Source organism: uncultured Photobacterium sp. (assembly GCF_947502415.1).
GTDB lineage: Bacteria > Pseudomonadota > Gammaproteobacteria > Enterobacterales > Vibrionaceae > Photobacterium.
The window spans coordinates 122,182-137,063 of the sequence record NZ_CANMZV010000006.1 but is presented as its reverse complement, the minus strand read 5'-3'; the positions used below and the strand labels follow the sequence as shown (position 1 = coordinate 137,063).

Sequence of the window (14,882 nt, the reverse complement as noted above, 5' to 3'; positions counted from 1 at the left end):
GTATTTTAAATAACTCTCGTTCACCTAAGTGCAAATCAAGTTATATAATCAATAAAAACTCGAGCTCCTGGATGGTAAGTTGTTGTAGCATAAAGCATTGACTATTCAGGATTAATAACGATACAAAGGTACGTCGGGTAAGGCGCCATTTGAGTTGGTAATAGCCGTTAAATAGTATTCTTCTTGCTTTAAATAATAGGCATATTAGCTGTATAGACAAGGGTTTATGTTTTAGTTTTGCTCTTTTTCCAATGAGAGATTCATCATTACTCGCAGAAATTAAAAAAGGCTGCAGGCCGTAAATAGGCTGCTTGTGTATCCAGATGTTGCGTATAAATACGTCCACGGGAAGGCGAATGGTTTGACTATGTTTAAGAAATGCTTTGGCTACTTGCGGAGAAATTGCGTAGCACGTGGTACATTGTGGTATTTTCATGAAATTAAATAGGGTGAATTTCCCTACGTGTTTTACTGGATATTGAGGTTTTTTACGAGTGCTCTCCATACGGATAAAACCATAGTCAGAGATCAACTTTTCACATGCCTTGATAGCCTCTTTTACTCCAGGTTTAAGTACTAAATCGTCTTCAAAAACCAGAATTGGTTCTCCAAGTTCGACACACTTTTGCCAAGCAAGAATATGGCTGGCATAACACCCCAGCTCCCCTGGCGCAGCTTTCCTACCATAGTGAAAAATAAATTCTTTTTCATTATACCTTTTTAAAAAGGGATGATTTTCTTTTCTTCCATCGATGCCATTTATCAAATTAAAATGGATATGGTGCTGTCCAAGAATATCCATTACCTTTTTGCGACGTTCTAGGCTATCTACGAGACTTATCACAAAGGCTTTCATTTGAACTATTCCCACGTTAGGAGCATATTTTAAGCTATGAGTATAGTCGACAGTATTTATATAAGCCTTATTTGCTGTAATTATTATGCTGATTGATCTTGTTAGCTTTATTTGAGGATGTATTTCATATGAGCAACTTTATGCTCAGCAATAAGTTAAGTAGTGGTTTGTTATCTGGTGTAAGAGTTACAGACATATATTTGAGGAAAAGGTTATGTTTTCTTAAAATTCTCTCCCTTTCGTCGTTGTGTAACCTGAGTTATTTATGTACCATTTTTGCCTTGCTGTTATAAAAATATCTCTGCACCATTGGATATTGGCTGTATGAGTGACGAATAAAAAATTCCTAATCCGCGTCTGAACAAACACTGCTTCAGGCTTGAAACAATCTCATCCTCGCGATTATATGAAGACGATTTAAAATGCGTAATAAAGTCAATCTTAGACCTTTGTTTTATTTATGTTCGCTATCCCTGTTAGCTCTGATTGCTTACAGTTTGATTAGATTCATTTTTTATATCGATAATAGTGACTATTTTGTTAGGAGTGACTTTCAGAGTATCCTTATAGCATTTCTTCACGGTGTTCGTTTTGATCTGGCGAGTATCGCTATGATCAATGCCCCTTTATTGCTACTGGTGTTTTTACTTAGTCCTTTTAAGGCTGTAGTCAATCGTTTACCGAAGTTTATATTCTATTTTTTCCTATTGCTGAATATTCCCTTTTTATTAAGTAACTTTGCCGATATTGCTTACTTCCCATTTAGTGGTAGACGTAGTGGTTTGGAGGTAATGGCGCTTGCTCCGGATCTCATCGACCAGGGACAACAGTTAGCTGGTCAGTTCTGGTATTTAGCCGCGCTTGCTATTATATTTGTCTTTGCCTTAACACGTATCTCTTCAAGATGGCTATACGATAGGCTTCCTTCCCTAGAGGTTCGTTTGATCTTGTATCCTCTATTGGTCATTGCTCTGGTTGCGATAACCGTTGTATCTGCCCGAGGTGGATTACAGAGTAAACCTATACGTTCTGTTCATGCTTACTCATGGCCTAGTGCCGAGCTTGGCCCACTAGTACTTAATACCTCGTTTACCTTGATAAAAAAGAAAGGTAGTGAAATCAAACCGCTTCACTTTTTTGAAAGTGATAAACAGGCAAGAGAACTAATCACCAACAAAATTGCTTCGAAGCCAGAACATACAGCCCCTAATGACAATGTGATTATCATTATATTGGAGAGCTTTGGCCTCGAATATTTTGGCCCTCCCTATGGAAAGGTCGGCTATACGCCGTTTTTGCAGTCACTTGCGGAACAGGGAACTTTTTTCCCAAATGGTTTTGCTAATGGCAGACGTTCAATTGAAGCGGTGCCTACTATCTTAGCTGGTATTCCGTCATTGATGTCAGAGCCGTTAGTGCGATCGGCATATCAGGGCAACACTCTTTATGGAATTGGTAATATACTGAAGCCTTATAATTATGAGACTTGGTTTTTCCATGGGGCCAAAAATGGCAGCATGTATTTTGATGCCATTTCTTTACGTCTCGGAATGGATAATTATATAGGCAGAACTGAGTATGCCAACGATGGTGATTATGATGGTAACTGGGGGATTTTTGATGAGCCATTTTTGCAGAATATGGCTCAGACTCTGAATAGTTCACCGACACCGTTTTTAGCGTCAGTGTTTACCCTGAGTTCGCATAACCCTTATACCTTGCCGCCGGAATACAAAGGTAAAATTGCGGAGGGAAGCATCCCAATGCATCGCGTGGTTCGCTATACTGATATGGCGTTAAAAAAATTTTTTGAGACGATCAAATCGATGCCTTGGTATCAGGATACGTTATTTGTGATCACTGCGGACCATACTTCCGACAACCATGATCCTGATTTTGCAACTCCGCTGGGGCGTCACCGAGTTCCTATTCTTCTTTACCATCCAGGCGGAAAGATCAAACCAGAAGTTCGCTTGGATGTCGCCCAGCAGGCAGATATTCCTGCGACGGTGGTCGATTATCTGAATATTAATGAATCAGATAAGCTGTTACCGTTTGGACAATCATTGCTGAAAAGTGAGCGTCAAGGTATAGCTCTGTTTAAGGAGATTAACGATTACTGGCTGGTTAGCGACAATGCTTACGTGCGTATGAATCAGAAGCTGCAGATTAGTAATCCGCAGCCGCTGCCATCGGCCTTTTTTGTGACGAAACAGGCGAATTTGGGCGTGAAACAGGAGGAAAGCTTGGGCGAAAAGCTAAAAGCCTATGTGCAGTTCTATAACAATGGGTTGATCAATAATTCACTGTACCAGAATTAGCTTCAGTAGCGCAGGGCTGACTTCGACGTCAGCTCTGACGCACAAACCCGTTCAGTGTTACTCCCTCTACCATGATTATTAGTAACATTACTCATTAGTTGGTTAGTAAAATGAGAGTCCAGACGGAGGCGGCAAGAATGAGTGTGACAAGAACAGCACAAGATCCAATGTCTTTTGCTCTGCCACTGAGTTCGTGGTACTCACTACCGACTCTGTCGACGACTGCCTCTATTGCTGCGTTTAGCAACTCTACGATAAGTACTAATACGATGCTTGCAATAAGCAGTGATTTTTCAATGGCGGATTGCCCAAATATTAGTGCAATAGGAATCAAGATCATGAGCATGATAACTTCTTGACGAATTGCAGACTCATATTTCCATGCCGCTTTAAACCCCTGTATGGAGTACCCTGACGCTTTATATAAGCGATACAATCCAGTATGTCCCGGCTTCAAATCTATTACCTTCTATTTGTTAATACTAACAATGAATTAGTGTCAGAAAAAGATAGCAGTCGTAAGCCGCCTGTTGGCGTGGCGGCATCGTTCATCATAAAAACTACGTACAACTTAACTTATCCGTGGTAATTTAATTTAAACTGGATCATCTTGCAATGTCGAAAAGTTAACCAGCTTGCCATCGCCTGTATTGACTTTGATATTCATATCGCTCTGTTGACTATAAAAGTTATAGCCATGTTCAAGTTGGACGGCTGTTACACCAATCCATTCCGATAAGAAATGAATAAAGTGAAGCCCCGATCTTTTCCGTTCAATATAAGTGTGTTTATTATCGTCGCTTGATGTAATAAACAATGGAACTTCGTATGCTTGTTTAACTCTTGGGTTGTGTTTTAAGTTCTTCTTCTTATTATTAGGGTGCCCTAATCCATGGTCGGCAACGTATACAATTGAAAACTCTTCACCAGTTTTATTGGCAATTTTCCGTATGTTTTTTAGGAGGTCATCTGTTTTGTATAGGCTGGTTATGTAGCATGAGATTTTTCTATTTACATGGTCAAATTTAATATCATTGTCAACGCGTTGACAGAAATTTTGATGAGATCCCATCAAGTGAATAACAATAAACTTAGGTGATTTTGTCTTTTTGTCTAATATTGAACTTAAATGTGGTAGTAGCGCACTGTCTGGTATGTCGACATCTTTATAACTTCCTTTTTTTGAAAAGAAAATGTTTTTGGAATAATAAGCGATTGAGCTAATGACCGTATCAGTTGGACCTACTTTTCCTTGATTTGATAACCAATAGGTATTGAGTCCAGACTCATTTGCTAATGAAATAATATTATTATTTAACTCTACATCGATACCATTGTTGACTGAAAGTAGCCGAACGACAGATGTGTAAGTGTTTGGTCCTGGCGCAATTAATCCGTCCCATACGATCCCCGGAGAGTTTGACATGAATGGAGTGTTATCTAGTTCAAAACCATATGAATTCAAGTAATCTTTGCGAACACTCTCACCAATTACCAGGATGTAGTTTTTGTATTTTTGAGTGCTGGATAGGACATCCCAATTAGGTGGCTGGTTAACTTGCTTTCTTATCTTTTTATTTTCATCAGAATATGAATGATAAGACTTATAAAAGTCTGAAATGAACTCTACTGGAGTAAAGCGTAACGTATAGATATAATTATCATCTTTATCTGAAGCGTATGACTTTAAAGGTTGCCATAAACAAGATAAAGCAAACAAGATCGACATGGTTTTTTTATTATTAACGCTTATTTCAATACGAAGCTTAAAGAATAAGATATATATTATTAATAAATACGTAATTGATAATAAAGTTGCTATAACAGGGATGTCATATAAAAATTCTGTAGATTCTTGGATATTTGTTTCAAGTATTGCTGACATGATTGTCAGGTTTGGATGGCCATAAAACCAAGAAATAGGGTAATACAAGGCTGATATAAGAGATAATCCGAATAATGAAATTCGTCCATATGTATTATCAATTAAAAGATATGAAAAAAAGAACATTATTAATGTTCGGTCTATTTTGAATTTATAACCTAGCATATGATTTATGCTAATAGAAAATAACAAAAGGAATATTATAGATAATATAGGTTTATATGCTACTTTTTTCATTTGATCTGGTGTGTTAGTCTGCTTTTTAAGCATTCTATCATGTTTGTATGGGATTTAGTGCTTGTATTTTGATTGTTATCTGAATTTTTGAATTTTGTTGTGTTTAGTGCGTGAGTGAGCTGAGTTATCCTAATGTTTTGATTTATTAACAATGATTTAATTTGTAAGTGAGGTAAGGGCGAGTTTTATCGGATTTAATTGCTAGGTAAGAAGAAATCTGGATATAAGTAGTATGTCTTCATATTATATAAGCGTGAATTGGCCTTTGGTATGTTAAAGGCCAAATGTGAGGTGGGGGCTATGAGAATATTGGGAGTTCTTTTAAAACAGAACGAAAATGCTTTGCATTTATCGTCGCTGATAAGCTCTTGGGCGAAAGGTGTGAGATTATTAGTCTTTGTTCTGTAGCCTTTCAAAGTAAGCGATATGATTCTTTACCGTCTGGGTTGCATTGAACTCTTTATCCAGTTTTTGCTTAGCTGCTTTACTAAATTGAACGATTTTATTTTTATCGGCAATGAGTATATTCATTGCTTTAGCGAAAGCATCGGCATCCCCGACAGGAACGACAAAGCCCGTTTTGCCATCATTAACAAGCTCTGGTGAGCCTCCTGTAGTGGTAACAACGGAAGTCGTACCATTGGCCATAGCTTCAATGATGGTACGCGGTAAGCCTTCGCCACTGATCGATGGCTGAACTTGAAAATCGGCCATTGCCATGATAGATGGGACATCCTTACGGTGACCGACAAGGTGAATGCGATCAGCCATCGGACTTTGTTTTATCTCTTCATAGTGAGGTTCAAAGCCACTACCTACCAAGAGTAAATGGAAATTGGGGTTATTAATCTGGTGTGTTGCCTTGATGAGAACTGAGATCCCTTTGCTCGGACGAACATGGGCTGCACAGACAGCGATGATGTCGTTGTCGGTGAGGTTAAACTCAGCTCGTTCTGTTGGAGCGACACTGTACCAGTCAAGTTGATGACCTTTGTAGATGGTGACGATGTTGTCGCGGTTTTTCCACACACGGTTGCAGACATCTTTTCTAACAGCGTCAGAAACACAGACAATACCATTGACTCGAGGGTGAAGATGGGTCAAATAGGCACTTGGGTCGTGGCGATATAGTCCGCCAGTGGTTCCACGGTAAGTGATTAATTTCGCCTTGGTGCCGATACAGGCAAAGGCTGCATTGGGAATTGTCTTTGAGTTAAAGGCATAGCAGATATCATAATCGCCATCCTTGAGTTCTTTATGAAGTGTTTTGATGGTGCTCGGACAGATCTTTTTTTTCGGGTAGCAATCGATGACCTTAACACCATGCTCTCTGAATCGGGCTACATACTCCGCATCACCTTGAGTTGCGACTGTTACTTGGTGGCCTTGACGAACCATCTCAATAAACATTTCAGCCTCAGGTCGAACACTATTCCAGGCATGGTGGTAAGAGCTGGCAATCAGAATTTTCATCGTATTCACTTTTATTTGTTTTGAATGTTAAATCGTAAATTATGAAGTTCGCGTTTGACCAGTTCAGTAAAGTTAAACCACTCACGCTTACAGCGTGTTAAGAAACTTCTTTTGGCTTTTGGGCTATAGCCTATTTCTGAATCAAAGATAGGATCATTGGTCAGGCAGGCCGGTGAAGTGCCATAGCATTCTACTTCGTTTACCCAAAAGCGATCCATATAGATATCGACAGCCATATACCAGGTTGACGAATGCTTGAGTAATTTTTCAGCTGCTGTTGGGGTAATAAAATAACCGGTTGTACTCATATGCCCTTTGCTGAATTTGCTGATGGCAACTTTATCTAGTTCTTTTACCGGTGTGTAATTGAAGCTTTTTCTTTTGTTATCAAAGAGACGGATACACTCAAAACGAGCATCGAGTATTGGGGCGTGCTTAATAAATTCCATGAACGCTTCTGGATAAATTAAAGCGTCATCTTCAATTACGATAATGGGTTTCCCTGCTTCTACACACTTTTGCCATAACAAGTAATGGCTGGCATAACAGCCGAGCTGACCACGACTAAGAGATTTGCCACGATATAGCTGGCTGAGCTTGTCGTTGTACATTTCAAATAGTGGGTGTGGTTTTTTGCGGCCATCAACAGCAGAAAAAAAATGATAATTCACTCCAAGAGCGTTCATCTGATTGGAAATATGCTCTCGACGTTCAGTTGAAGACTCGAGGTTGATGACAAAAATATCGATCATAAAAATACTAACTTTCTTCAGTTTCTGATGGATATGCAAACAGGCCGCAAATTAATAGCATATACATGAACAGTGTTTGACCATGGTTAAACGGGACATCGGTTAAAGCGGCAATTGCATATAATACCACGAGTCCGGTAATCATATAGCGTTTGCTTGATGGTTGATTGCGAGTTTGAGCTAAAGGCACAAGGAACACTAAAAGCAGCATAGTAAGGCCAATGATCCCATTTTTTATCAAACGGTCTAAATACTGGTTGTGATAGTGCGCTGGTTGGAAGCGATATAGTTTCTCGGAAACTAGTCCTTGTTTATAAAGGGCTTCAAATCTCTGAGAATGGGAGTCTCCTGCACCAAGTAATACATTATTGTTAAGCATATGCGGACCTAGCTTCCACATTTGTAATCTTAAACCAATTGAGGAGTTGAGATTACCTGAAGTAATTTGTTTTACTTCATGTTGGGTGCTGTTTATACGTTGTTCAAGCTGGGGCTTTAATGAAAAACCAGCGGCAAAGATGATGGCCATTCCGGTAACAACAAACTTCCAGTTAATTTGTCGGTATCTGAATAGTTGTAGCATTATCAAACAGGTTGCAACTCCAAAGCCAAGCCAAATGCCACGGGTTTGGCTGAAGATTATTGCGATAATGCTAAGGACTAATGATATGCTTGCTACAAGCAGCTCTTTTTTGTTTTCGCATCTTAGTAATTGTACAAGTGCAACTATACCGATGGAGGCGCTGAGAGTTGCCTGTGGAATCGCATTTATTGTCCAGAGATGTCTTGGCAAGTTAGCAACTTGACTGAAGTAAAAGGCATTGGAAATACATATGATTGCACCTATTAGGCTTAAACCAAGCAAGAACTTGGATGTTAGTAACTGCCTAGGGAAAAAAAGCAAAAAGAGAGATGCGCCAAGTAGCGCCCTCAGTTCTCGTGAACTCAGGCCATGATATTGATAACTGAAAAGGGCATAGCCAGCCATTGCCAGTATAACCCACAGCGTCTTATTATGTTGTAGGTTGCTTTTGATTGAATTGAATCCTTGGTTAGCCAAGGTGGCGATAATCGAAATAATTATCATCGCAATCATGGCCTTATCCCCGCTTTTGATTACAAGCATTCCGCTAAAAAGCCAGATAAAAGGGAGTAGGATAAGTAGGTTGTTTACTGTTTTTTTGTTCATGTTAAGCACTTGTATTATACGGGTTTTTTCCGCCTTTCGGTCGGGTTTTTAGCAAGCGTAATATCCACATGTACTGCTCAGGACCCATATTAATAAAGTCTTCAAGGCATGCATTCATCGTGCGGGCGTTTTGTTCTTCTGTCTCCATTGGGAATGGATCCAGTGGCGGTCTGATATCTATCTCGTACTGGCCAGTTTCCAGGTTGTATATCGCACATAGCGGGATCACTTTGGCACGGCTGAGTTTAGAAAGTCGCCCCAGTCCAGACATTGTCGCTTTTGTCGTTGCAAAAAAATCAACAAACACACTATGATCCGGGCCTAAGTCTTCATCAGGCAGGTAGTACCCTAGATAACCTTCTTTGATCGAACGGATGAATGGCTTGATGCCACTGCTACGTTCATAAATTCTGCCGCCATATTGTACACGTTGTCTGTGCATTAACCAATCTGTCACTGCGTTCTTTTGCTTTTTGGCCATGCCAACAACCGGGAGTCCTCTCGATGCCAGAAGGACTGCGGGAACATCAATAGCCCAAGTATGCGGTACCAGCAGGATAGTGTTACTGCAAGAATCTTTCTGGGCCTGCAGGTGTTCTTCGCCACGGATCACGGTATTTTGTTCCAGCCAGCGTCGACTTCTGGTGGACATCGCGGCAAAGCCCATGAGGAAAGTTCCGGCGGTGATCAGGCTTTGTAGCAATAGGGCTTCGCGCTCTTGTTCCGTTTTATCCGGGAAGCACATAGCCAGGTTTACCCGGGCCCGAATATTCGCCTTGCTGCTTCGCTTAATGGCTAACTTGGCAAAAACAGTGGCTAACGCCAGTCGCCAGCGATGTGGTAACAAGCTTATAAGGGCGGCTGAGCCGACTGCCAGCCAGGTTCCCCAGTATTTCGGGTGCAAGAATCCCCATTGGAAGTGGGGATGGTAAGCCTGTGGATCAAAATGGTCTTTCATCTGACGGTGTTCACTATTGCTTGTTCAGGGTTGTCATGTATTCGGCCACACCTTTGGCAACGGACTTGAAGGTTTCTTTGTAACCTACCGCCCGTACCTTGGTCAAATCTGCCTGGGTAAAAGTTTGGTAACGACCTTTCAGGTGCTCTGGGAACGGAATGGCTTCTACTTCACCTTTGCCATGGAATTTGATCACGGCCTTGGCGACTTCACCAAAGGATTCGGCGTTGCCGGTGCCGCAGTTGAAAATGCCGGAGATACCCTGTTGCCAGAACCACAGGTTCATTTTGCAGACATCGCCGACGTAGACAAAGTCACGCTTGAAGGTTTCTGAACCTTCGAACAGTTTCAGGCTCTCACCATTTTTGAGCTGGGTATTGAGGTGGAAGGCTACCGAAGCCATGCTGCCTTTGTGTTGTTCGCGAGGACCGTAGACATTGAAGTAACGGAATCCGGTGATCTGAGATAGTTTTTCACCGTGTTCTTCGGCATCTTGCCAGATGCGGCGAACATAGTTGTCGAATTGTTGTTTGGAGTAGCCGTAGACGTTCAGCGCGCCTTCGTACTGTTTTTCTTCGATGAAATCGTGGTCGCGTCCGCCATAAGTCGCTGCTGACGAGGCGTACAGGAATGGGATTTCGCGCTCAAGGCAATAGTGCAACAGCTCTTTAGAGTATTCATAGTTATTGAGCATCATGTACTTGCCATCCCATTCCGTGGTGGAAGAGCAGGCACCCTGGTGGAAGACGGCGTCGATAGGACCGAATTCGTCCCCAGCCATGATTTGGGTGATGAAATCTTCTTTGTCCATGTAATCTGCGATGTCCAGATCAACCAAATTGGCAAATTTAGTTCCGTCTTTTAGGTTGTCGACTACCAAAATATCATTGCGGCCTTGCTCGTTAATGGCTTTAACGATATTGCTGCCGATCATGCCGGCACCACCAGTTACAATAATCATGACAACTCCTGTTCATAGTACATTGGGACAACGGCCGCATATCTGCCACCGAGAAGAATATTCTTTGTGATAACATTACACTATTGCTATCGGGCGACGGAAGTGAGAAGCGAATGAAGACCCGCGACAGAATTATTCAGGCTGCACTGGAACTTTTTAACGAAAGTGGTGAGCCAAACATAACCACGAACCATATTGCTGCTCATTTGGGGATCAGTCCCGGCAATCTGTATTATCATTTTCGAAATAAAGAAGAGATTATACACAGTATTTTCGATGAATACGCCTGTGACTTGAGTATTCGTTTTCAACCGCAGGATGAAGCGAATGTAACTGCTGATAATTTATTAGGTTATCTTGACGGCGTATTTATGCTGATGTGGCGTTATCGATTTTTCTATGCCAACTTGCCGGATATCTTGCGCCGGGATCCTGAGTTGCAGCACAAATACCTGGCGGCTCAAGAGCAGCTGCACAGTAATATCATGGCAATGATGAACAGCTTCCGTGTAAGTGGTTTACTTGACCTGGATGATGAAGACCTGCTTAGTCTGGCTAATACCCTTAAGTTGGTGGCATCGAGCTGGATTTGTTATCAAACCACCCAAGCCGCCGGAGCTAAAATTACCAAAGCTGTTATTTATCAGGGTGTATTACAGATGCTGAGCATCGTCCGTCCGCTGACAACAGTGAAAGGCAAAGAGCAGGTTATGCAGCTTGAATCTCACTACTGCGAGCAGGTGACACGGGATACCTAGGGATTAGGTTTGGGGAAATCGCCGGGGTTAGCGATAGAGAGTGGAGATACGTACCAGTTTGACATCGTGCTCTGCTAATGTCGGCAGTTGCTCTTCCAAGGTTGAAAGTGTCTCCGGGTAGGGGTGACCGATAGCAATTGCAAAGCCGTTTCGCTTGGCTCGTTTGATCGCCAGTTTTAATTGTTGGGTGACAAAAGAACGGGTGCGGAAGTGATCGAGGAAAATGTGCCGGCGCAGAGCCGGAACTCCCCGTATTTTTGCCTGCTGAAGCGCGATGGATTTTGCGGTAGTTCGGCTGTCGAGAAATTTAACGCCCTGTTCGTCCAATACTGTCATCACCCAATCCATCGCTTTGGTATTTTGGGTCAGGGCACTGCCCATATGGTTATTCATGGCAACGGCATTAGGAACTCGGCTGAGTGCATGACGTAGGGTTTGTTGGAGCTCAACCTGCGACATTGCATCCGTGAGGGTGGTGAGTTCCAGTGGTGCCTTACGCAGGGGCTGCATTGGCATATGGAGCAGGGTATCTCGCTGTTCTTGTTTTGCCAGATAGGCCGTTTTCAAATCAAACGGGGTATCGGGTAAGATAGAGATGCTGACCTCGGCCGGCAGATCGGACAGAGCGACTGGCATAGCCTGATAGCCCAGATCATCAATGACGATTGCCAGCATGGCAGCCTGCAGCGGACCTGATACTGCTAGTCCGGTAAGCAAGATAAACCAGTTTGCAATCCATCGCATTTTTGTTGTCCTTATCTTATTAAGCCGAGGTTATCTTGTTAACCAACCTGTCGGGTTGGTTGCGGATCCTTTGCGGCGGATTTCGAAATACAGCGCCGATTGATCCTGACCGCCGCTGTCGCCGACCAGAGCAATCGCATCATTGGCCTGAACCGTGTCTCCGACTTTTTTCAGCAAGGTTTGGTTATAACCGTAGAAACTCATGTCTCCCTTGCCATGGTCGATCACCAGCATCAGGCCGTAGCCGCGAAGCCAGTCGGCAAATACGATTTTACCTGGGTAAACGGCCTTGACCTGACTGCCAGTCGGCTTGCTGATCACCATTCCCTTCCAGCGTAATTCTCCCTGCTGCGGACTACCGAAATGATGCAGGACCGTGCCTTTGACCGGCCATGGTAGTTTACCTTTGTGTTTGGCAAGTCCGTCCATCGGTACCCGGCGAGCCGCCTCGGAAGCAGCCTTGGCCTTGGCTATTTCTTTAACCAGTCTCTTCTCGTTAGTTTTCAGCTCTGATAGGTAAAGGGTGTCGGATTTAAGCTGGCCCTTGATGTTGCGAACGGTTTTCTTACGCTGGCGCTGCTCGGTTTCCAGTTTGCTCTTTTCTGTTTTTAGCTGGGACAGTAACGTTTGTTGTTGCTGACGATGCTGGCTAAGCTGGTGTTGCTTGAGCTGTAATTCTGTCGTGGTCGCGGCCAGTTCATCAAGAGCATTTGCCCGGGCTTTGCTTAATCGCTCGGCATAGACCGACATCCGGTCCAGTTCCGTACTGTCTTCACCGCTAAGCAAGGACGCTAGCTTGTTGTTCTTACCTTGACGATACTGGGTGTTTAAAAGCTCTTTGAGCATTTCTTGCTGGCCGACCAGTTGCTGTTGAAGTTGCAGCTGCTGTTGCTGAAGTTGGCCAATAGAGCGATCAAGGGTTGAGAGTTCACGCTCAGCTTGGTGAATTTTGTTTGCTGCTTTTGCGATGTCGAGTTCTTGCTGTTTGAGAGATTTTTGCAGAGAACTAATTTTTTTCTGCTTGCTGCTGAGTTGGGTTTGCTGGCGAGATATTTCTTTCTTCATGCCTTCAAGCTGGTTTTGGTTGGCGGCTCCAACAGGCTGTGAAATAGCCAGGCATAACAAAGCGCCAGTGCAAAATGCACTGGCGCGGAGAGTTTGGTTTAGGTATCTGATCATATCCCGCATGGGATTGATTATTTCAGATCAAACAGCACCTGACCAGTCATCTCTGAAGGGATTTCGATATCTGATAGCGCCAGCATAGTTGGAGCAAGATCAGACAGTTTACCGCCTTCTTTTAGGGTTAGTGATTTGTCGCCAACATAAACCAGTGGTACCGGCAGGTTGGTGTGCGCAGTGTGAATACCGCCTGTTTCCGGGTTAACCATCATTTCTGCGTTACCGTGGTCAGCAGTGATTAGCATCTGGCCACCAACTTCGCGGATAGCTTCAACGACTTTGCCAATGCAGCCGTCTAGTGCTTCACATGCTTCTACTGCTGCATAGTAAACACCGGTGTGGCCAACCATGTCGCCATTTGGGTAGTTACAGATGATAGTGTCGAACTCGCCGCCTTTGATGGCTGCAACCAGTTTATCTGTCAACTCTGGTGCGCTCATTTCAGGCTGTAGGTCATAAGTCGCAACTTTTGGTGAAGCAACCAGTGAGCGAGACTCACCGTCAAACTCATTTTCTACACCGCCGTTGAAGAAGAAAGTAACGTGCGCATATTTTTCTGTTTCAGAGATACGCAGCTGTTTTTTGCCTTTCTTCGACAGCCACTCACCCAGGGTGTTTTCCAGGCTCGCAGGTGGAAAGGCAATTGCCAGGTTGATATCAGCAGCGTACTGAGTCAGCATCACGAAATCAGTTAGAGCTGGAGTTTGTGCACGCTCAAAACCGGCAAAGTCTGTTTCGAAAGCTCGGGTGATCTGGCGGGCGCGGTCGGCACGGTAGTTCATGAAGATCACGGCATCGCCATCTTCAATTGCTGCCACGTCCTGGCCTTCGGCACGAATTTCTGTTGCTTTAACGAATTCGTCGTTCTCGTCACGGTTGTAGGCAGATTCCAGGCCAGCAACTGCAGATTCTGCACTGAATTCTGACTTCGCTGCGGTTAGGAGATCGTAAGCGACTTCAACGCGATCCCAGTTGTTATCACGGTCCATTGCGTAGTAACGGCCAACCAGAGAAGCGATACGGCCTTTGCCCAGCTCAGCAAAGATTGCGTCGAAACGTTCAAGAGAGGCTTTAGCGCTGCGTGGTGGGGTATCACGACCATCAAGGAAGCAGTGCAGGTAGATCTTTTCAGCGCCGCGCTTGGCTGCCATCTCAACTGCCGCTGCGATGTGGTCTTCATGGCTGTGTACGCCGCCTGGAGACATCAGACCCATGATGTGAACAGCTTTGCCGGTTTTGATTGCTTTATCCATTGCTGAAACCAGCGCTTCGTTTTCGAAGAAATCGCCGTCTGCGATAGACTTGGTGATGCGAGTCAGATCCTGATAAACAACACGGCCGGCACCGATGTTGGTATGGCCAACTTCAGAGTTACCCATTTGACCATCTGGTAGGCCTACATCCATGCCAGAGGCAGAGATCAGGGTATTGGCTTCATTTGCCATCAGGGCGTCCATAACTGGTGTCTTGGCGTTGGCAATTGCGTTGTTGGCGTTGTCTTCGCGGTAACCCCAACCATCCAGGATAACTAGAGCCAGTGGCTTCTTAGCAGACATATGCTGTCCT

The 14,882-nt window shown here is 43.5% G+C and carries 13 protein-coding genes; 2 read left to right on the top strand and 11 right to left on the bottom strand.

Annotation, left to right across the window (positions count from 1 at the left end):
• Nucleotides 1-40 precede the first annotated feature (40 nt).
• Nucleotides 41-856, bottom strand: coding sequence for a glycosyltransferase family 25 protein (locus Q0852_RS08590; RefSeq protein WP_299017024.1), 816 nt, complete (start codon nt 854-856; stop codon nt 41-43).
• Nucleotides 857-1,278: 422 nt separating this feature from the next.
• Between Q0852_RS08590 and Q0852_RS08585 the strand changes: the two genes are divergently transcribed.
• Nucleotides 1,279-3,177, top strand: a complete 1,899-nt coding sequence (locus Q0852_RS08585; protein ID WP_299017022.1) for an LTA synthase family protein — start codon at nt 1,279-1,281, stop codon at nt 3,175-3,177.
• 94 nt (nt 3,178-3,271) lie between these two features.
• Here Q0852_RS08585 and Q0852_RS08580 read toward each other — a convergent pair whose 3' ends face one another.
• The 7 genes from Q0852_RS08580 to rfaD all read right to left on the bottom strand — a co-directional run bounded on the left by Q0852_RS08580 (nt 3,272) and on the right by rfaD (nt 10,632).
• Nucleotides 3,272-3,634: a diacylglycerol kinase gene (locus Q0852_RS08580; protein WP_299017019.1), complete on the bottom strand. Its 363-nt coding sequence runs from the start codon at nt 3,632-3,634 to the stop codon at nt 3,272-3,274.
• 138 nt (nt 3,635-3,772) lie between these two features.
• On the bottom strand, nt 3,773-5,299 hold the full coding sequence (locus Q0852_RS08575) for a phosphoethanolamine transferase (protein WP_299017016.1): 1,527 nt from the start codon (nt 5,297-5,299) through the stop codon (nt 3,773-3,775).
• Nucleotides 5,300-5,689: 390 nt separating this feature from the next.
• Nucleotides 5,690-6,772: a glycosyltransferase family 4 protein gene (locus Q0852_RS08570; protein WP_299017014.1), complete on the bottom strand. Its 1,083-nt coding sequence runs from the start codon at nt 6,770-6,772 to the stop codon at nt 5,690-5,692.
• A gap of 11 nt (nt 6,773-6,783) precedes the next feature.
• Nucleotides 6,784-7,524, bottom strand: a complete 741-nt coding sequence (locus tag Q0852_RS08565) for a glycosyltransferase family 25 protein (RefSeq protein ID WP_299017011.1) — start codon at nt 7,522-7,524, stop codon at nt 6,784-6,786.
• Between the two features lie 7 nt (nt 7,525-7,531).
• Nucleotides 7,532-8,713: an O-antigen ligase gene (locus tag Q0852_RS08560; protein ID WP_299017008.1), complete on the bottom strand. Its 1,182-nt coding sequence runs from the start codon at nt 8,711-8,713 to the stop codon at nt 7,532-7,534.
• Between the two features lies 1 nt (nt 8,714).
• Nucleotides 8,715-9,671, bottom strand: coding sequence for a lauroyl-Kdo(2)-lipid IV(A) myristoyltransferase (gene lpxM / locus Q0852_RS08555; RefSeq protein WP_299017005.1), 957 nt, complete (start codon nt 9,669-9,671; stop codon nt 8,715-8,717).
• Nucleotides 9,672-9,684: 13 nt separating this feature from the next.
• Nucleotides 9,685-10,632, bottom strand: a complete 948-nt coding sequence (rfaD, locus tag Q0852_RS08550; RefSeq protein ID WP_299017002.1) for an ADP-glyceromanno-heptose 6-epimerase — start codon at nt 10,630-10,632, stop codon at nt 9,685-9,687.
• A gap of 113 nt (nt 10,633-10,745) precedes the next feature.
• Between rfaD and Q0852_RS08545 the strand changes: the two genes are divergently transcribed.
• Nucleotides 10,746-11,390 carry a TetR/AcrR family transcriptional regulator gene (locus Q0852_RS08545; protein ID WP_299016999.1) on the top strand — a complete coding sequence of 215 codons (645 nt, stop codon included), beginning with the start codon at nt 10,746-10,748 and terminating at the stop codon, nt 11,388-11,390.
• A 27-nt stretch (nt 11,391-11,417) separates the two neighbouring features.
• Here the strand turns inward: Q0852_RS08545 and Q0852_RS08540 are convergent, their stop codons facing one another.
• The 3 genes from Q0852_RS08540 to gpmM are packed head-to-tail and all read right to left on the bottom strand — an operon-like array spanning nt 11,418 to nt 14,872.
• A complete protein-coding gene (locus Q0852_RS08540) occupies nt 11,418-12,134 on the bottom strand; it encodes a divergent polysaccharide deacetylase family protein (protein ID WP_299016996.1) in 717 nt (238 codons plus the stop codon).
• A 30-nt stretch (nt 12,135-12,164) separates the two neighbouring features.
• Nucleotides 12,165-13,322, bottom strand: coding sequence for a peptidoglycan DD-metalloendopeptidase family protein (locus tag Q0852_RS08535; protein WP_299016994.1), 1,158 nt, complete (start codon nt 13,320-13,322; stop codon nt 12,165-12,167).
• Nucleotides 13,323-13,330: 8 nt separating this feature from the next.
• Nucleotides 13,331-14,872 carry a 2,3-bisphosphoglycerate-independent phosphoglycerate mutase gene (gpmM, locus tag Q0852_RS08530; RefSeq protein WP_299016991.1) on the bottom strand — a complete coding sequence of 514 codons (1,542 nt, stop codon included), beginning with the start codon at nt 14,870-14,872 and terminating at the stop codon, nt 13,331-13,333.
• Nucleotides 14,873-14,882: the final 10 nt, after the last annotated feature.